This window comes from Pectobacterium betavasculorum (assembly GCF_000749845.1).
GTDB lineage: Bacteria > Pseudomonadota > Gammaproteobacteria > Enterobacterales > Enterobacteriaceae > Pectobacterium > Pectobacterium betavasculorum.
Genome location: NZ_JQHM01000002.1, coordinates 19,797 through 37,528, shown reverse-complemented (window position 1 = coordinate 37,528; position 17,732 = coordinate 19,797). Strand labels below are relative to the sequence as shown.

Below are 17,732 nucleotides of genomic sequence, written 5' to 3'. Positions count from 1 at the left end.
TTTAAAGATATTCACTGCAACTGATAATTCTGCTAGTTGTAAAGAAAATACGTAAATTTTAAGGTGGCTATAGTGTCTTGGAGGGCAGTGCGTTTTTTTACAGACTAGGGGTGTTTTTATGCCGAGCGTTACGAATGAGTTTCTTTAAACGAAACTTATTTCATTATCTTAATTTTTTTGAATTTAAAGATAATGGAATATTTGCATATCAGGCGAATCGTGGCATCCCTGTGCTTGTTAGCAGAATAGATTGTTCAGCTTATTCAGAGAAAATAAAAATGAAATATGATAATATTCTTAATACGGTAGGAAATACACCCTGTGTGCGACTTAATACGTTTGATACTCAAGGTGTAAATGTCTATCTTAAAATGGAAACAACCAATCCAGGTGGAAGTATTAAAGATAGAATTGCTATTTCCATGTTGGAGAAAGCAGAAAGTAAAGGAATTCTGCGCAAGGGTATGATCGTAATCGAGCCATCTTCGGGGAATACCGCGATTGGGCTGGCAATGGCCTGCGCAGCAAAAGGATATAAATTTATTGCTATTTTAGATCGCATGGTGCCTAGTGCTAAACGAGATAAAATAAAGGCTTATGGTGCGGATATCATTTTTTTACCAGAGTTTGAAGATGGCATTGATACCGTTTTATATCGTATAGAATTAACTAAAAAAATCATTTCGCTATACCCAAACGCCTTTAGCCCCATGCAGTTTGAGAATGAAGATAATCCTCAGGAACACTACGATTCAACGGCGAGAGAAATATACAGCCAGTTTTCTGGTGACATAAGTGGTGTATTTATTACCGCAGGAAGCTGCGGCACGATCACGGGTGTTTCGAGATATCTTAAAGAAATGAATCCGGAGATTAAAGTATTTGCGGTTGAGCCAAATGGGTCAATTATTTTCGGGGGAGAAGCGGGGAAATATTTTGTTCAGGGTGCCGGACTGGCATTTCGGCCAAAAATTCTCAATGATCGTTACATTAATGATGCGATAAAAATATCTGACTTTACCGCTTTTAAAATAGCACGCGAGCTGGCACGTAAAGAAGGGATCCTGATTGGCGGTACGGGTGCTTGTGCGTTATCCGCAGGCTTGGAGCGTCTGAATCAGTTTAAGCCTGGGGATAATATCGTGATTATCATCCCGGATAGTGGTGAACGATACGTTGATACCATCTACAACGATATTTGGCTTGCAGAACACGGATTCTCAGAGTTGATTGAAAAGAGTGACTGTGACAATGAATTAACATCGCTCGTCTACGAATTAGGATGTACCCTCAATGATTTCTGATAATGTTGTTGTCATATTTTACAATCGCCTTTATAACCCTCTTATTATAAGAGATCTAAAGAAAAAATTTGCCAATGTGTATTCTCTTTTCATTGACGAAGGCAAGGTATGTGACATAGAGGATATTGAGCTGGAGTGTATCGCAGCAGGTGCAGATCGCTTTATTTATAAGGATTATCGTGACCAATATGCACGCAATATAATTTCAAAGGCGATTAAAGCTAATGCGATATATCAAGATGGCTACCATCTCAGCGCAGCATTATCACGTCCTGCTTTAGCAGAGGCGGCGGTTGAAGTCGCCGCCGAGCTAAATATTGAATATATTGCGCATCAGTTCCGTGGAAACGATCAGGTCAGAATGGACATGAATATCGAAATACTCGGTAAAACGCCCATAGCCTCATTGAGACGTTTTTCCCACAGTGATCAAGATGTTTATGACTATGCACGTCGTTATAATATTCCATTAGAGTTTGGTTGTAATAACCCCTATTCAACGAGTGAAAATATGTGGGGGTTAACAATAGAATGCGGTGATTTAGAAAAACCTAGCCATATAATCCCTGAAGACGTAAAAAGTGTTATATCCGCAGGGTATAAAGGTTATATGTCCCCAGCGGTCATTACGCTGGGCTTTGAAAAGGGAATACCTGTTTCGTTGAATCATGAATGTATGCCGCTTTACGAAATTATTGAAAGATTAAAAAATATTGGAAATACTTATTTAGTTGGTTTGTTTGATATAGTTGAAGATGGTGTCGTTGGTTTAAAGAGTCGAGCAATATACCAATCGCCAGCCGCACATCTTTTAATTTTAGCGCATAAGCAATTAGAGATATATTGCTCTAATAGAAATGAAAATTGGTTTAAAGAAACTATTGATAAAAAATGGACTGAGATGGTTTATTCAGGGCTTTGGTATGATCCTTTAATGAATCATTTAAACTCTTTTATTGATAGCGTAAATGTAAATGTAAACGGAACTGTAGACTTGGAAATCGGTATGTATTATGCCCGCGTTATTTCTCGTGATTCCAGTTCATCAATATACAATGCAGATATGGCTATTTACAACTGTGGACATCTTTATAGTCAAGATGACGCGGAAGGATTCTCACGGATATTTAATATTCATAGTAAATGCAGTGCAATCAAAAAAAGGGAAATAAAATGATTCATGAACTACTGATGTGCAAACCTGACTTCTACGATATTGAATATGTTATTAACGATTGGATGGATCCCAAAAACAAAGTAGACAAGGTTGTCGCACAAAACCAATGGAACTATGTTTACGATCAGTTGGTGACTCGTGGGATAAAAGTAAAAGTGATTGAGCCTGTGAAAGGTTTACCTGATATGACGTTTGCTGGTGACTGCGGCATGATTCATAACAATAAATTTCTCGCAAGTAATTTTAGGCACCCAGAACGGCAGGGCGAAACACCATATTATATCGATTTTTTGAAAAAAGAAGGTTTTGAAATTCATCGTGTCGAGCCAGGTGTACATTTTGAAGGCCTGGGTGACGTGATCTACTGGGAAGATAGTATTATATTCGGTTTTGGCCCGCGCTCTGATAAAGAGGCAGTTAAAGCCATTCGGGAAACGTATCCAGAATTAAAAGTTCTTGGTGAATTACATATTCAGGATGATACGTTTTTCCATGTTGCATTGGCTTTCTCTTTTATTTCTGAAGATACCATTATTTATTATCCAGAGGCTTTCACTAAGGAAAGTCAGGATTATATTGAAAAAAACTTTAGTCGGCGTATCGCAGTCTCAGAATTTGATGCCAAAGAACTGTTTGTATGCAATAACATTCCTGTTGGCAAAGATGTGCTAATGCACGATTGTTCACCTGAAGTTGAACGAAAAATCAATGAATTTGGCTTTAATGTTGTCAAGTGCAACATGAGTGAATATTTCAAAAGCGGCGGAAGTCTGCGCTGTCTGGTACTTAAGCTGAATTAAGAGGTTTTGAAATGTATATTTTAGGCATTAATTCGGTCTACCATGAATCCTCCGTCTGCCTGATTAAGGATGGTGAGATTATTTTTGCGATTGAAGAAGAGCGTTTAAATCGGCAAAAACATGGAAAATCGGCGGATCTTGATAATCCTGATGAGTTACCTTTTTCCTCGCTTAACGCCGCGCTTGCCTTTGCGGGTATTCAACTGTGTGATGTTCATAGTATTGGTTACTCAATTGACCCAATAGCCAGACATAAGTCTGCTTATATTAATGAGACAAAATTGTCTGATGGGTGGGCAAGTGAGGCAGGAGAAGGGCTTTTCTATCGTAAAATGGCAAATGTGCCATTGATTTTTCACGATATGGGGTTCCGTGGCGATTTTCAGTGGATTCCACACCATACCGCTCATGCGGCATCTGCATATTATCCTTCATCTTTTAATGAATCTCTGGTTCTTTCCCTCGATGGTATCGGTGAAGATAATACCGCTGGTGTCTTTATTGGAAAGGAAAACAAACTAACAAAAATATCGACCATCACCTATCCCCACTCTATAGGATTTATGTGGGAAAGAATTTCAGAATATCTAGGTTTTTCTGAATATGATGCCTGCAAGGTAATGGGCATGGCTGCGTATGGTGATGCAGATAGATTCAAAACACAGTTTTCCACCATTGTTGAGTGTTTGCCTAAAGGGCAGTTTACTATTAATAACGATATTCTCACATTTCGCAGTAAATCATTCTCAAAACTGGAATCGTTATTTGATTTGCAAAAGCGCCATCAACATGATGAGTTACGTCAAGAGCATTATGATATCGCTGCTACACTGCAAGTCGTTACCGATGACATTGTTATGAACATTGCCAAGCACTATCTGGCGATCAGTGGTAGCCGCCACCTTTGTCTGGCTGGTGGCGTAGCATTGAACTGTATTACAAATCGATTGCTCTACGAAGCGTGTGATATTGATGATATTTATGTGCAGCCAGCTGCACATGATGCTGGCACCGCCATTGGGGCTGCATTATACATTTGGCATCATAGTATGGAGCACACTCAACGTCATTCTATGGAGAGTGCCTATCTCGGGCCAGAATATTCAGATGCCCAGTATGAGCATGAATTGGAAAAATATAATTTAACCTGGGAAAAAGTAGACAATATCCACCAAATCGTTGCCTCGCTCATCGCTGATAATAATGTTGTCGCCTGGTTTCAGGGGCGGATGGAGTTTGGTCCGCGTGCCCTTGGTAATCGTAGTCTGTTAGCAGACCCTCGTAATAAAGATATTCGCGATTTGATGAACTTAAAAGTTAAGCATCGTGAGTTTTTTAGGCCTTTTGCACCGAGTGTGCTGCGGGAATATGCGAGTGACTGGTTTATTTCTCGTGGTTTACCCGATGCGGCGAAATATATGTTGTTAGCCATGGATGTTAAGCCTGCTAAGCAAAATGCTATTCCCGCCGTTACGCATGCCGATGGCACTGCTCGGGTTCAGATTGTCGATAAAGAAACAAATGAAAGCTATGCGCATCTAATTAGTGAATTTCATAAGCTGACGGGTGTACCTATTCTACTTAACACTTCCTTTAACGATAGCGAACCCATTGTGTGTTCGCCGGAGGATGCTATTAAAACTTTTCTAAAAACAAAAATTGACTTTTTAGTATTGGGTGATTATATCATTAAGTCTATTCATTAATTCATACAGGTTGCACCAGTGGTCACGAAAATTGTATTGGCTCGTTTTTTTTCTATATTCGCAGAAGCATTTATTATTTTCGCTGTGCCGGTACTGGTGTATACCTCAACAAATAGCGCTTCCTTAACGTCTTTAGCTTTTGGCTTGGAAAGATTAGCACGCGTAGTATCATTACCCCTTTCAGGGTGGATTGGACATAAAATCCACCCACTTAGGATGCTATATTTTAGTGACGGTATTCGCGGCTGCGTATGTTTATTATTATATTTTTTTTATTCTTATATCCCTCCTGATTATATAATAAATTTTATCATTCCTTTGGCCTGCATTTTGTCATTTTTTAGCGGTGCGGGATATGTGAATTTAGAGGGGTTTGTTTCTCAAACGATATCGAGGGATAAGCTGCCTTCTATTTATTCTCAACTTCAGTTTGTTGAGCAGTTTACTTACATCGCTGCACCTATTCTTGTGAGCTTGTTAACGTTAAAATATTCTATTCTGCAAACATTCATATTTATATCATTGCCTTTTATTATTAGTACTTTTGTGTGGATGTCTATCCATAAAGTGGGAGTAATAGTCAGTGTAGGGAGTCATGATAAAAAGTCATTAAAACATATAATCAGTTATATTGCCGTTAACCGAGATTTGAAGAAAATCATAAGCCTCACCTTTTTGGTTAATGTCATGCAGGGCGCACTATTATCCACAGCGGTCTATGTTATTACATCTGTGTTTCATCAGCCTGAACAAGGCTATGCGCAGGCGCTAGCCATGGCGGGGGGTGCCAACTGCTTACTGTTTTTTGTTGCACCAAAAATGATACGTCGGTTTCATATTCGAACTGTGGGATTAAGTGCGTTCATCATAGCCGCTTGTGGTTTATTTGTGGTCGGTGTGGCAAGTAATTTCTATATCTATCTATTTGGTTTTCTACTTATTATTGGTTCTGAAGGGTGCTTTAATCTTTTTTCTCGGTTTTATCGAGCCCGACTTTTACCTTCAGAAGGTTTCTCTCGCTATTTAGGTATTGTACTGGTTCTTAATCAGTTGGCTGTTCCGCTGGCGAGTTTTATTTGTGCAAGATTTTTGTTATTAATCGATTATAAATATATTTTTATTTTTTTCTTTGCTGTTATTGTTCTTTCTTTTTTTCTAATCAATCCATTTCGTTACTTTACACTTAAAGATTAATCTCATAAGGATAGAGAATGAACACGAAAAAATATCTATTAGTTCTTGATTACTTACCTGCGCGAATTCATGACTTGAAGATTATCAAGGAATATGTGAAAACGCAGTACGATCTGGATATGGTGATTATCAGTGATATGCTCTCCGGTGAGGAGAATAATCTATGCGATCACGTTTACCATTTGCCGATATCTACTGAAAATTATGAAGATGAAGTGATTAAACTGATTCAAAATGTAGAGATGGCGTGTGCTTGTATTCTTCCCTTCATGGACGCAGTATCAGGACATGCTGCGGTCATCGCAAAAAAATTAGGGCTATATGGTGATGATGCGAAACTAAGTTTTGCGGGTATCGATAAATTAATATTTAGAGAGCAAGAATCAATTCTAGAAACATTTCTCCATGCCCAGAATATTGTTACGCCTCGCTCAACACGCGTGAACGATTACCCGCAACTGAAAGCCTTTTTTGAATCGTGTTCGTCAGGTGTAGTAATAAAACCTGTCGATGGCCGGGCAAACATTGGGGTAAAGATCGTCAAGGCCATGGAGTCTCTGGAAGCGTCTTATGCAGCAACCCGTCAGGCGGCTCCAGGCAGTATCATTATTGCTGAAGAGTTGATTGCTTTTGATTCTGAGTTTTCCTATGACGGCGTAGGTGTGCTTTCATTTCTGACCCAAAAAGTCAGTCAGTGCGGGGAATATCCTGTAGAGCTTGGACAAATTGTACCTGCGCAATGTTCCCCTACACAGGCCCTGGCATTAGTCAAGGCTGGTCAGAGTATGAATCTTCTTTCTGGTCAACGTTACGGCGCTTTTCATAACGAAATTAAACTTGATTTAGCTACCGATAAGACTTTTTTGGTTGAAACAAATCGCCGCCCTGCCGGTATGCGCATCTGGGATATGGCGAATAAAGTGTTTGGTCTCTCATTGCAGAAAATTTGGGTTGATTATTTGGTGCAAGGTTTTTCTGATGTTAACGTAATTCCTGAACCACGTGGAAGTGCGTTTATTATTAACTTACGGGCACCTGAAGATGGGACTATCAAAGCAGGGTTTAATAAAGAATTTATAGTGAATGAAACAGCATCGTTAGTGAAGAATGTGCTTAATGAATACAAGTGTCAGATTATTGATGTTAAGGTTAATATTAAAGAGAATTCCCCGGTTTATAAAATTCCAAAAACGAACAATGATTTTTGTGGGTATGTTTGTGTTTATATAGAAAAAGAAAATATCAACCATCCTGAGCTAATGGACATGATAAACACATCGTGGCAGTCGATCATTAAAGACTATATTCACTACATTTAAATCAGATGGTAACATATCGCTTTAGCAATGGCGGCGACCTTATTTGGCACCGCCAGCTTTTCAAGAATATTTTGCATATGAAAATTTACTGTGCTGGTTGATAAATTCAGAATGTTTGCAATATCTGAAGATGTTTTTCCTTCGGAGGCCCAGCGCATAATTTCGACTTCACGTGTTGTTAACGGAGGGGAATCGTTGTTGTTCTCTGTTAGGGATGAATATTTACAGGCGATTGACGCTGATAGCGCAAGTAAGCTCAGATCATCTACATCATGATTGCCCTGCATTGCGTGACTTTCTTCTCTAAAAAATGAGCACAGGACATTCTCATCTTTAGGGGTTTTTTGTATTGTTGAAAATCCATCCTTAATATTTTTGTTATTAAAGCAACTCCAAGTCTTAGGATGCTGTTTTTTTATGTGTGTTTCCCAAGAGATGATTGATGTTGGATAAAGTAAAGTGGCATCACTGAGTATAGTTAGAACAGATTTGTGTGTTTCTTTATCAATTGTAAAATTATCGTCAAAACAGTTAATGAATGTGAATTTTCTTTTCGTTAACGGGTAAGGGCTTTCTTTATAGAGGGAGTAATAATTAAATCCATATGACTTTATGATGTGTAGGATGGTTTTTTTTAACTGAGTGAGTGTTTCTGCGCTGTTTATTTCTTTACATTTGCATCGAAAATAAGTACTTGTTGATAACATCTTGATGACTCCTTTTTTCAAGGTGATTAAATTTAAAGCAAGCACCTTATGCAAGGCAATACATAAGTTTTAATAAAGTTTAAAAGTGTATAATTCGTCTCCGTATTGATATTTAGTTCTTTTTATCTCCGCATACCAAGACTTATCGTCTTTAATCAATAAATTCATATCTCGCGAACGTTGGTACACGCGTTCTTATTTATATTATTAATCTTGATAAACGTATGCGCCAATTTTCTTTCTTTTTCTGACATGATGCTCTGATTGGGTTTCTGGCAGCAAGGCGTGAAACCACGTCTGATGGGCAGTAAAGCCATGATAAACGCTGCTTCACTATTAAAAATGCATATAAAAGGGTAAAATATCGAAAATATGATGGTTACCTAATGATATTTATTACTTTTTTATTGTGAATTTTTCAGGAGTTTATTATGCAACAGTTACCTCATTGTCCAAAATGCAGTTCTGAATACACCTGGCAAGAGGGGGAAACGCTCAACTGCCCTGAATGCGGAAATGAGTGGTCGGCAGCGGAGGATGCGGCGGCGCAGGATGACGCTTTAGTGGTAAAAGATGCCAACGGCAACCTCCTGGCAGATGGTGATACGGTAACGGTCATTAAAGACCTGAAAGTAAAGGGTAGCTCGACGCCGCTGAAAATCGGCACCCGTGTGAAAGGGATTCGCCTGGTGGAAGGCGATCACAATATTGATTGTAAAATCGACGGTTTTGGCCCGATGAAGCTGAAATCTGAGTTTGTGAAGAAAAACTGATTTGGGTGTGATGGCGCGTGCTGACCTTCCATTCGGTCGGCGCGCGGCATTTTTTCATCTCTGGCTGGTTTTTTCACATCAGACAATCCTTTACCATAGCTGATATTGATTTCTTACCTGGCTATACGGATATCTGATGCGTCATTTGGTTCGTTTTCTCCCTCTGCTCGTCTTGCTCTCTGCCTGTAGCAGTCAGCCAGCTCCCGCTCCCGCAGAAGCGCCATCGGGTAATCCTTTTAAAGGTGGCTTCCTGCTTGAACCCGCACACAATGTCTATCCGTTGGGCGGTGATTTTGCGACTAACCCGGCTACCGCGCGGTTTGTTGATAAAATGGTACAGGAGCATGGTTTTAATCGTCAGCAATTGCATGATGTGTTGGTGCAGGCGAAAAGTCTGGATTGGGTGATCCGTCTGATGGACAGACAAGCACCGACCTCGCGTCCACCCTCTGGGCCGAACGGTGCCTGGAATCGCTACCGTAATCAGTTTATTACGCCAGACAACGTGCAGAACGGTGTAGCGTTCTGGAATCAATATCAGGATGCGCTACAGCGTGCCCAAAACATTTACGGCGTTCCTCCTGAAATCATCGTCGGCATTATCGGCGTTGAAACCCGCTGGGGTAAAATAATGGGGAAAACGCGCATCATTGATGCACTGGCAACGCTGGCGTTTGATTACCCGCGACGTGCCGACTACTTTGCAGGTGAGCTGGAAACGTTCTTGCTGATGGCGCGTAAAGAAGGCAATGATCCACTTAGCCTACGTGGTTCTTACGCTGGTGCGATGGGCTACGGACAGTTTATGCCTTCATCCTTCAAGAATTACGCTGTGGATTTCGACGGCAATGGGCATATCAACCTGTGGGATCCGGTGGACGCAATTGGCAGCGTCGCCAATTATTTCAAGGCACACGGCTGGGTGAAGGGTGCGCCTGTCGCGGTGCCGGCAAACGGTCAGGCGCCGCTGCTCGCGAACGGTTTTAATACCCGCTACTCGCTTACTGAGCTTCAGGCCGCAGGGTTAACGCCACAGCATTCGCTGGCGGGATACAGTGAAGCCAGCCTACTGCGGCTGGATATCGGGACGGGATATCAATACTGGTATGGATTACCGAACTTCTACACCATCACGCGCTACAACCATAGCACGCACTATGCAATGGCCGTATGGCAACTCGGTGAAGCTGTAGGCCGCGCGCGTTAAGATATTTGCGGGTGCTGCTTATGCCGTATCCGTCTTCTCTTTCGCAAGGGAAGCTCCTTATACAATCTAAGGACGCCATCGGGTCTGGCTGTTATCCGGCGTAAGAAATTATGCTGGGGAGATAGCAGGCTTAGGATGAGCCGCATGGATGTGGCTCAAGCTTGCGCCACGCAGGGAGCGTGTCGCAAGCGGTCCGTTAAGCCTGATACCGACGATGGCATCGCGCAGCGACTGAGCGCCCTGCGTCGGGCGCGTGCTACGAGGTAGCATGAGAATAGCTATATTGTTGCGCACGAAACGGTCTCTGAGCCTGCATAAATATGTGACTCCAGGACTCTCAATCCTCCCTTTGCCTCCAGTTCTCCTTGAATCAGCCTCAATACAATCCGCATAGACACCTGCCGCCACCTTATTGGAATATTCTTCAGTAGGTCTTTTGTAAATCAACCTGTTGCGAACCGAGGCAATCAATGACGACGATGATAGTGGTATTCCTGCTGGCTGGCGTGGTGAAAGGCGTGATTGGCCTGGGATTGCCGACAATCGCGATGGGCTTGTTAACGCTGGTGATGCCAGCCGCCAGCGCGGCGGGGCTCTTGATCGTTCCTTCGCTGGTGACCAACATCTGGCAACTTGCCTGCGGCCCCGCCTTTCTCAGCCTGATTAAACGGTTTTGGACGCTGTTTGCCGGGATCATTATTGGGACGTTCTGGAATGGTCTGCCAGCGCTAACCTCGTCATCGTCATGGACGAGTGCGGCACTCGGCGGCATTTTGGTGGTTTATGGTATCTGGGGCATTGTGGCGACGACCTTGCCACAGCCAGGCCGCCATGAAATTTGGCTCTCGCCGCTGGTGGGTTACATCACAGGGGCTATCACGGCGACAACGGGCGTCTTCGTGATTCCCGCTGTGCCTTATCTGCAATGCCTGCGACTCAATAAAAACGATCTGGTACAGGCATTGGGACTAGCGTTTACCGTCTCTACGTTGGGGTTGGCGTTGCAGCTCGTACAGGGGATAGGTCTACGGGGTATCGATCTCTGGCAGTCGGTGCTGGCGCTCATTCCTGCGTTACTGGGCATGATGATAGGGCAACGCTTGCGCCACGCGATTAGCGAGCAGGTTTTCCGGCGCTGCTTTTTTATCGGACTGATTGCGCTGGGCGGATACATGGCGCTACGCGGGCTGGTTTAATCCACATGCTCCTCGGTAATAAACGCCACGAAATCCTTAACATAGCCGGGCAGGGTGGAAAACTGTCGGGCGCAGATAACCAGATTGCGCGTCGCCCAATCATCCGACAGCGGAATGGTATGAATCTCTAGCCGTTCCATCATGCGCTGTGCCGCGTGTTGCGGAAGAATACCAATACCGATACCGCGGTGAATTACCTGAGTGACAGCATCGAAGCTGGCCAGGCGCACACGGTAGTTTAGGCGTTTTCCCTGTTTTCTGGCCTGTTCATCAATGTGTTCCTGTAATGCAGCACCTTCGCTGAGCCCGACAAATTCGGCGTCGGTAATATCTGAAAGGCTGAGCCGCGTCTCCCTACGCCATATGCTATTTTTCGGAACCACAACCACCAGTTCATCCTGGCGGAACGGGCGAGTTTCCAGTCCGTCGAGCGTCACAGAGTCGGCTACAATGCCGAGGTCGGCGGTTTGATTGCGGATCGCATCGACGATATCGCGGCTGAGTTTTTCATTCACCGCTACGGATATATGCGGACAAACCACCAGATAGCGACCCAGCAGGGCGGGTAAATATTCATTCAGCGCTGCCGAGTTGCACAACAGGGGAATATGGCCACGTAGCCCTTTACCGTATTGGTGTAATTCGCTGCGCATGTGCTCTATCTGATGCAGGATAATGTGGGCATGGTGCGCGAGTGAAAAACCTGCGTCGGTGAGCGAAACACCTGCTTTTGATCGTAGCAGCAGCGCTACGCCTAGTTCATCTTCCATGCCCCGAATTCGCTCGCTGGCGGCCTGCACGGTCAGGCTGGACGCCGCCGCGCCACCGGTAATGCTGCCCGCTTTCTGGGTATTGAGAAACAGCCGGAGATCGGTTAAATCGAATCGCATAGGGGAATCTGTCTAGGGTGAGCCGATACCCACTATTATGGTCGTGAGTCAGGACGACGGCAATCGTTCCGCCGATGACTGCCTGCAACTCGAATTATTTAGGGAGACACCTGTGCTATTGCGCGTCCAATACGTTGGCCATTATCTGATTTTGCCAGTCGAAATAGGGGTTAAAAGTCAGGCGCACATGGGTTTTTCCGTTTTCCACGTATCCCCAGTCGGAATACCACAGCGTGCTGCGATCCTGACAGGTTTTCAGGTCGTTCAGAGGGTGGCCATTGGCGCAAATGACGATCGCACCCGTTTTGCCGTATTCCTTATTCTCTGGTGAAAACAGGAGTGACATATGCGAGAACTGGCTGATACGCCATTCAGGTAGCGAACCAGTACGCACCAAAACTCGCGAGGAATGCACTCCAGCAGGACGATCGCCGTACCAGATCAGGCGGCTACGCGGGTGGGTAAACTGGGTATCGAACGTGTTGACAATATAGGTCGTATCGACAACGGAATCATGCTCCGCCAGCACGATTAACACTGGCTTGTCATAAGGTTTTTTGGCCAACTGCGAGCGTACACCGCTGCTGGAATAATAATATTGGGCGAAACCGTTGGTCGGCACGCGCATATAGCGGGTCGCCAACTGCTCAGGATAGCCGGGGCGCGGCGACATTAGCCAATCGGTAAATACGGATAACAGCGGTGTCATGAAATCGTATTTTTCGTTGGATTTAATGGCGGGTGAAAACAGCACCACCCCTTTGATTTCAGGGTGTTGGGCAGCGTATTCAAGGACCAGATTGCCACCGGTCGAAAAGCCACCCAGATAGACCTCATCGACCTCTTTACTGAGAATAGCGGCCTGCTCGGCGACCACGTTGCGCCAGTCATCAACGGTAACCTGTAACAGATCGGATGGCCGAGTGCCGTGTCCCGGCAGCAAAACGGTTCTGACCAGAAAGCCATGTTTGACCAATTGCGGTGTGACGTCAATGAACGAACCCGGTGAGTCTCCCAGTCCGTGCACCAGCAAAATCGCTTTATGCGGTTGACCCGCAGGACGGGTTTCACTCGGTGTGTTCCAGCGTAATTCCAGCGGTTTATCCGTGGTTTGGAAGGCACGATGCTGTGCTACCCAGCGTGTGGTGTCTTGCTGGTAACGCTCGAATGATGTTTGCCCTAATGGCGTGATGTCGCGCGGATTGCTATTGCATCCGACGATGAAAAGCACGCCGATGATAGCGAATAAACCGGCCATCACCGGTTTCCAGACTGCCCACGAAATGAACCGGAATACGTCTATTGTCATTTATGCTCCTTGCCTGCTGGCAATATCAACCTGTTCGTTAACGAGATAGGGCGTTTCGACAACACTATATCTGAAATTATTTGGCACGCATGGCGCTCAACGTGCTGGCGCGGTGAGGCTTCATGTTATACTTCAGACAAATTGGGCGTCTTTTTTGTCTTTTGGTCAGGCCAATATTACGGTGGCCGATGTTGAATAAAGGGATAGCAGTATGCGTTTATATCAGCAGATTGGTGACAATCTTCGCGCGGAAATTCTGAAGGGAAACTATCAGATTGGCGACCGCTTGCCTCCCGAACGTGACATTGCTGAAACCTACAACGTCAGTCGCAGCGTGGTGCGTGAAGCTTTAATCATGCTGGAGTTGGAAAAGCTGATTGAGGTGCGCAAAGGTTCTGGTGTCTATGTCATGCAACTCCCGACCGCACAGGGAAAAGACAGCGTGGTGGATAGCGACTATGGCCCCTTTGAGCTGATGCAGGCGCGTCAGCTGCTGGAAGGTGAAGTCGCAGCGTTTGCCGCAATGCAGGCGACCAAGAGTGACATTGTGAAGATGCGGCAAGCCATTGAACAAGAAAGGGCGTCGCTTGAGAACGGCAGCGTGGATGAAAGCGCCGATGAGCAATTCCATTGCCTGCTGGCGCAGTCTACCCAAAACAGCGTCTTAGCTAATATGGTATATGAGGTTTGGCAGGCGCGTAAGCGCAGTCCAATGTGGCAGGGAATTCACTCTCATACCGATGATTTCAGCTATCAGCGGCAGTGGCTGGACGATCATGAACAGATCCTGCGTGCCGTATCTCGCCGTGATGTGAATATGGCGCGTCAGGCGATGTGGCAGCATCTTGAGAATGTAAAAATTAAACTGCTAGAAATCTCGAATGTGGACGATCCTACGTTCGATGGTTATCTGTTCGAATCTGTTCCTTCACGTCTGGAATCCTGATTTCCCCTGTATACCCGTCATACTTCAAGTTGCATGTGCGTTGGCTGCGTTCAAATACTCGGCCCGTCGTGGGCGTCGCTCTGAAGAGCCGCTGCAAGCAGCGTTCAAATCTGCTCCCGGCAGATTTGTCACCCGAATCGCTTACCTAAGTAAGCTCATCGGGATGTCTTCTCTTGCCGCCTTCCTGAAACTCGAATTATTTAGGGTATATGTCCCTTCCTGTGTGAATTTTCTCTCCGGCATCGCATCGATGTACGGAGAGTAAATATATCAGACCAAATTCCCTATCCTTGACTTTTTTTTCATTCCTACTGCCTTTTTATGCATGATGTTAGTCCAAATAACAGATTTTTTGTGTAATTGGTCAATCAATTTGTGAGTTTCGTTTGACAGCCCGTCTCGGTGAGGTAGGCTTTTGCTATCTTGACGAAACAACCATTCCTGGCAAAAAAGGTAACTCGGTATGGAACAAACCTGGCGTTGGTACGGCCCGAACGATCCTGTCTCACTGGATGATGTGCGGCAAGCCGGAGCGACCGGCGTGGTGACGGCGTTACATCACATTCCCAATGGCGAAATTTGGTCAGTTGAGGAAATTGAAAAGCGCAAAGCCGAATTGAAGGCAAAAGGGCTGGTGTGGTCGGTAGTAGAAAGCGTTCCGGTTCATGAAGAGATCAAAACTCAGACGGGGAATTATCAGCAGCATATTGCCAACTATCAGCAGTCGCTGCGTAATCTGGCGCAGTGCGGCATTGATACGGTGTGCTATAACTTCATGCCAGTGCTGGACTGGACGCGAACCGATCTGGAATATGTGCTGCCGGATGGCTCAAAAGCACTGCGTTTCGATCATATTGCCTTTGCGGCCTTTGAACTGTATATCCTGCAACGTAGCGGTGCCGAAAAAGATTACACTGCCGATGAGCAAGCACAGGCTGCCAGCTACTACCGTGCCATGAGCGAAGAAGACATTGCGAGTCTGACAGGTAATATTATCGCAGGTCTGCCGGGATCCGAAGAGGGCTATACGCTGGAGCAATTCCGTGGCCGTCTGGCGGAATATGATGGCATCAATCACGCCAAACTGCGTGAGCATCTTGGGCATTTCCTCCGCGAAATTGTGCCAGTGGCGGAAGCTGCGGGTCTCCGCCTTGCCATTCACCCCGACGATCCGCCGCGTCCGATCCTTGGGCTGCCGCGTGTGATGTCCACGATTGACGACATGCGCTGGCTGAAACAAACGGTCGATAGTCTTCATAACGGCTTTACCTTCTGTACCGGTTCTTACGGTGTGCGGGTAGATAACGATCTGGTTAACATGCTGGAAACGTTTGCCGATCGCGTGCATTTCACCCATCTGCGTGCCACCTGTCGTGAAGAGAATCCTAATTCGTTCCACGAAGGGGCGCATTTGCAGGGGGATGTGGACATGGTGGCGATCATTAATGCCATTCTGGCAGAAGAACTGCGTCGTCAAAACGCGGGCGATCGTCGTCCGATCCCTATGCGTCCAGATCACGGGCATCAGATGCTGGACGATTTGAAAAAGAAAACGAACCCCGGCTACTCGGCAATTGGACGGTTGAAAGGGTTGGCGGAACTGCGTGGCGTTGAGCTGGCGCTGAAGCGCACGTGGTTCAGCGAATTGCAGCAAGGATAATTGAATGAAACAGACCGTGCTTACAAAGCACGGTCTGTTGAAGTGTGATGCGTCAGGGCTCCTGAGAGGGTATTAATTTATACTCGTTATACTTCAAGCCGCATATGCATTGGCTGGAAATCGAATTATGTAGAGTATAGATAGGAGCTACAATGACTGAATTACAGGGCTTTCACGTTTGAACGGCTGACTTTACAGTTCTTGGTACCCCAGTATTCGCCATATTTAGCGTACCCTCCTTTCCCTTTTTCTACGCCATTAAACTCTTCACATACAGGCGGTTTGCCCGCTTTGTAGTTCTTAATACGCAAATCACGAATTTCAGCGACATCACCATAGTTGCGGTTTACCCCAACGATACTGTCGATGGTGCCGTTAACGGTTGCGCTGATGATGGTGAGGTTGCGTGGGCCACCGTTGTTGGTGCAGTCACCGCAAGAACGCCACAGTTTGCCGTGTTGACCCGTCAGGGTGAAGTTGCCCTGTACGATAGTGTGGCTATTTTTGGCATTCTGTTGCAGTACTTTGTCCGGCTTGCCGCCAGGGCCATTGGTGGTGTTATGTGCGACACCGCCGACGATGGTCATGGTTTTGCCGTTGTTGGTCGCTGCATCTTCACAGACGTCTTCCCAGATCACATTTTCGATACGGCAGTTGCCTGATTTACAGTGGATACCGTCAGATCCGCCTTTTGCGGAGATACGCAGGTTCTTAATAGACGCATTTTCCAGTGTGATAACAGGAGGCTGTTTATCACTGTCGCCGCTACAGCTTAGACCCAGAGTAATACCGCCGCAGTCGATGGTTTTATTTTTGATAACCGCCCCAGCTTTACATTCTGCGCTGGCTGCTTTCAGCGGCGCTGCGCGTAATGGCGCTGGCGCTGTTGATGCCGTATTAGATTTCAGGAGGCTGTTATTGCCACTAACGGTATCTACCCAATACCAGTATTCCGCCTTTGGATTAGCCGTTAAATCCGTAAAGGTTCTGTCGGTGGAATTGAGCTCTGCGATTTTTTCGCTGTCAGCCTGGTTATTACTGGTGCTGCGATACACATCCTGGCGAACTACATTGCCTGCATCGGTAGACCAGCTTAAATAGGTAGCATTATCTTTTTTCAGCAGCATCAGCATGGTGTCATCAGCCTGAGCTTGAAAAGAAAATGCAGCAGTACATAAAAATATCGGTGTTAAATACTTAAACATGTGTTTTTCCTTGTAAATTAAACGGATATTTTTCTCTTTATTTAAGGGATAAAGAGGGAGTCCTAACGCATCAAGGGGGATTATATAGTAGAGAATATGAAATGAATAATAATTCAGAAGAATTGTTGAGGTACGTCAGATTATTTAATTTTATTTGTTATTATTTTAATTTCAATTTTATTTTTGTTTATTATATTTTATTTAATTATTTTTGGTAAGTTAATGGGTGTTGGGGTGGTTTTATTAAAGAATAAAGAAAATGAATGCCGTAAAGAGAGAAACTTACCACTTGCCGACACCACCACGTGACGGGGATTCGATTTGTTTCCATGTTCTGTT

16 protein-coding genes are annotated in these 17,732 nt (G+C 44.9%); 11 read left to right on the top strand and 5 right to left on the bottom strand.

Annotated features, from left to right (window positions below; translation table 11 throughout):
* Positions 1 to 134 precede the first annotated feature (134 nt).
* The 6 genes from KP22_RS07810 to KP22_RS07785 are packed head-to-tail and all read left to right on the top strand — an operon-like array spanning position 135 to position 7,500.
* Complete coding sequence (locus KP22_RS07810; protein ID WP_231566839.1) at positions 135 to 1,304, top strand: PLP-dependent cysteine synthase family protein; 1,170 nt, start codon at positions 135 to 137, stop codon at positions 1,302 to 1,304.
* The gene (gene argG, locus KP22_RS07805) at positions 1,294 to 2,481 is read left to right on the top strand and encodes an argininosuccinate synthase (RefSeq protein ID WP_039323589.1); all 1,188 of its coding nucleotides are present in this window, start codon (positions 1,294 to 1,296) and stop codon (positions 2,479 to 2,481) included. The genes KP22_RS07810 and argG overlap by 11 nt, the downstream gene beginning before the upstream one ends.
* Positions 2,478 to 3,281: a dimethylarginine dimethylaminohydrolase family protein gene (locus tag KP22_RS07800; protein WP_039301431.1), complete on the top strand. Its 804-nt coding sequence runs from the start codon at positions 2,478 to 2,480 to the stop codon at positions 3,279 to 3,281. The genes argG and KP22_RS07800 overlap by 4 nt, the downstream gene beginning before the upstream one ends.
* 11 nt (positions 3,282 to 3,292) lie before the next feature.
* The gene (locus tag KP22_RS07795) at positions 3,293 to 4,987 is read left to right on the top strand and encodes a carbamoyltransferase family protein (protein ID WP_039323587.1); all 1,695 of its coding nucleotides are present in this window, start codon (positions 3,293 to 3,295) and stop codon (positions 4,985 to 4,987) included.
* An 18-nt stretch (positions 4,988 to 5,005) separates the two neighbouring features.
* The gene (locus tag KP22_RS07790; RefSeq protein ID WP_039323585.1) at positions 5,006 to 6,181 is read left to right on the top strand and encodes an MFS transporter; all 1,176 of its coding nucleotides are present in this window, start codon (positions 5,006 to 5,008) and stop codon (positions 6,179 to 6,181) included.
* A 17-nt stretch (positions 6,182 to 6,198) separates the two neighbouring features.
* Entirely contained in the window at positions 6,199 to 7,500 is a 1,302-nt protein-coding gene (locus KP22_RS07785; protein ID WP_039301439.1) for an ATP-grasp domain-containing protein, read from the top strand.
* Here the strand turns inward: KP22_RS07785 and KP22_RS22160 are convergent.
* A complete protein-coding gene (locus KP22_RS22160; RefSeq protein WP_081923373.1) occupies positions 7,497 to 8,207 on the bottom strand; it encodes a helix-turn-helix transcriptional regulator in 711 nt (236 codons plus the stop codon). The two genes, KP22_RS07785 and KP22_RS22160, sit on opposite strands and share 4 nt — an antisense overlap.
* A 431-nt stretch (positions 8,208 to 8,638) precedes the next feature.
* On the opposite strand from KP22_RS22160, the gene KP22_RS07775 reads away from it, so the two are divergent.
* Both KP22_RS07775 and mltB read left to right on the top strand, forming a co-directional pair.
* Positions 8,639 to 8,980: a zinc ribbon domain-containing protein YjdM gene (locus KP22_RS07775; protein ID WP_039301442.1), complete on the top strand. Its 342-nt coding sequence runs from the start codon at positions 8,639 to 8,641 to the stop codon at positions 8,978 to 8,980.
* A 136-nt stretch (positions 8,981 to 9,116) separates the two neighbouring features.
* Positions 9,117 to 10,187 carry a lytic murein transglycosylase B gene (mltB, locus tag KP22_RS07770; RefSeq protein WP_039323583.1) on the top strand — a complete coding sequence of 357 codons (1,071 nt, stop codon included), beginning with the start codon at positions 9,117 to 9,119 and terminating at the stop codon, positions 10,185 to 10,187.
* Positions 10,188 to 10,295: 108 nt separating this feature from the next.
* Here mltB and KP22_RS22370 read toward each other — a convergent pair whose 3' ends face one another.
* Entirely contained in the window at positions 10,296 to 10,481 is a 186-nt protein-coding gene (locus tag KP22_RS22370; RefSeq protein ID WP_156107268.1) for a hypothetical protein, read from the bottom strand.
* A 176-nt stretch (positions 10,482 to 10,657) separates the two neighbouring features.
* On the opposite strand from KP22_RS22370, the gene KP22_RS07765 reads away from it, so the two are divergent.
* Positions 10,658 to 11,383, top strand: a complete 726-nt coding sequence (locus KP22_RS07765) for a sulfite exporter TauE/SafE family protein (protein WP_197061549.1) — start codon at positions 10,658 to 10,660, stop codon at positions 11,381 to 11,383.
* Here the strand turns inward: KP22_RS07765 and KP22_RS07760 are convergent.
* Positions 11,380 to 12,273, bottom strand: coding sequence for a LysR family transcriptional regulator (locus KP22_RS07760; protein WP_039323581.1), 894 nt, complete (start codon positions 12,271 to 12,273; stop codon positions 11,380 to 11,382). The genes KP22_RS07765 and KP22_RS07760 overlap by 4 nt on opposite strands.
* 115 nt (positions 12,274 to 12,388) lie before the next feature.
* Entirely contained in the window at positions 12,389 to 13,582 is a 1,194-nt protein-coding gene (locus KP22_RS07755; protein ID WP_039323580.1) for an alpha/beta hydrolase, read from the bottom strand.
* A 211-nt stretch (positions 13,583 to 13,793) separates the two neighbouring features.
* On the opposite strand from KP22_RS07755, the gene KP22_RS07750 reads away from it, so the two are divergent.
* Together KP22_RS07750 and uxuA are read left to right on the top strand one after the other, a co-directional pair.
* Positions 13,794 to 14,528: an FCD domain-containing protein gene (locus KP22_RS07750; RefSeq protein ID WP_039323579.1), complete on the top strand. Its 735-nt coding sequence runs from the start codon at positions 13,794 to 13,796 to the stop codon at positions 14,526 to 14,528.
* Between the two features lie 463 nt (positions 14,529 to 14,991).
* Positions 14,992 to 16,188 carry a mannonate dehydratase gene (gene uxuA / locus KP22_RS07745; protein ID WP_039323578.1) on the top strand — a complete coding sequence of 399 codons (1,197 nt, stop codon included), beginning with the start codon at positions 14,992 to 14,994 and terminating at the stop codon, positions 16,186 to 16,188.
* Between the two features lie 161 nt (positions 16,189 to 16,349).
* On the opposite strand, the gene pelI is transcribed toward uxuA, so the two are convergent.
* Positions 16,350 to 17,393: a pectate lyase PelI gene (gene pelI / locus KP22_RS07740; protein WP_039323574.1), complete on the bottom strand. Its 1,044-nt coding sequence runs from the start codon at positions 17,391 to 17,393 to the stop codon at positions 16,350 to 16,352.
* Positions 17,394 to 17,732 lie beyond the last annotated feature (339 nt).

Coding starts and splice junctions, on each gene's coding strand:
- KP22_RS07800 (WP_039301431.1), top strand. CDS start 2,478: ATGATTCATGAACTACTGATGTGCAAACCTGACTTCTACGATATTGAA.
- KP22_RS22160 (WP_081923373.1), bottom strand. CDS start 8,207: ATGTTATCAACAAGTACTTATTTTCGATGCAAATGTAAAGAAATAAAC.
- KP22_RS07775 (WP_039301442.1), top strand. CDS start 8,639: ATGCAACAGTTACCTCATTGTCCAAAATGCAGTTCTGAATACACCTGG.
- mltB (WP_039323583.1), top strand. CDS start 9,117: ATGCGTCATTTGGTTCGTTTTCTCCCTCTGCTCGTCTTGCTCTCTGCC.
- KP22_RS07795 (WP_039323587.1), top strand. CDS start 3,293: ATGTATATTTTAGGCATTAATTCGGTCTACCATGAATCCTCCGTCTGC.
- KP22_RS07785 (WP_039301439.1), top strand. CDS start 6,199: ATGAACACGAAAAAATATCTATTAGTTCTTGATTACTTACCTGCGCGA.
- KP22_RS07765 (WP_197061549.1), top strand. CDS start 10,658: ATGACGACGATGATAGTGGTATTCCTGCTGGCTGGCGTGGTGAAAGGC.
- KP22_RS07750 (WP_039323579.1), top strand. CDS start 13,794: ATGCGTTTATATCAGCAGATTGGTGACAATCTTCGCGCGGAAATTCTG.
- uxuA (WP_039323578.1), top strand. CDS start 14,992: ATGGAACAAACCTGGCGTTGGTACGGCCCGAACGATCCTGTCTCACTG.
- KP22_RS07755 (WP_039323580.1), bottom strand. CDS start 13,582: ATGACAATAGACGTATTCCGGTTCATTTCGTGGGCAGTCTGGAAACCG.
- argG (WP_039323589.1), top strand. CDS start 1,294: ATGATTTCTGATAATGTTGTTGTCATATTTTACAATCGCCTTTATAAC.
- pelI (WP_039323574.1), bottom strand. CDS start 17,393: ATGTTTAAGTATTTAACACCGATATTTTTATGTACTGCTGCATTTTCT.
- KP22_RS07810 (WP_231566839.1), top strand. CDS start 135: ATGAGTTTCTTTAAACGAAACTTATTTCATTATCTTAATTTTTTTGAA.
- KP22_RS07760 (WP_039323581.1), bottom strand. CDS start 12,273: ATGCGATTCGATTTAACCGATCTCCGGCTGTTTCTCAATACCCAGAAA.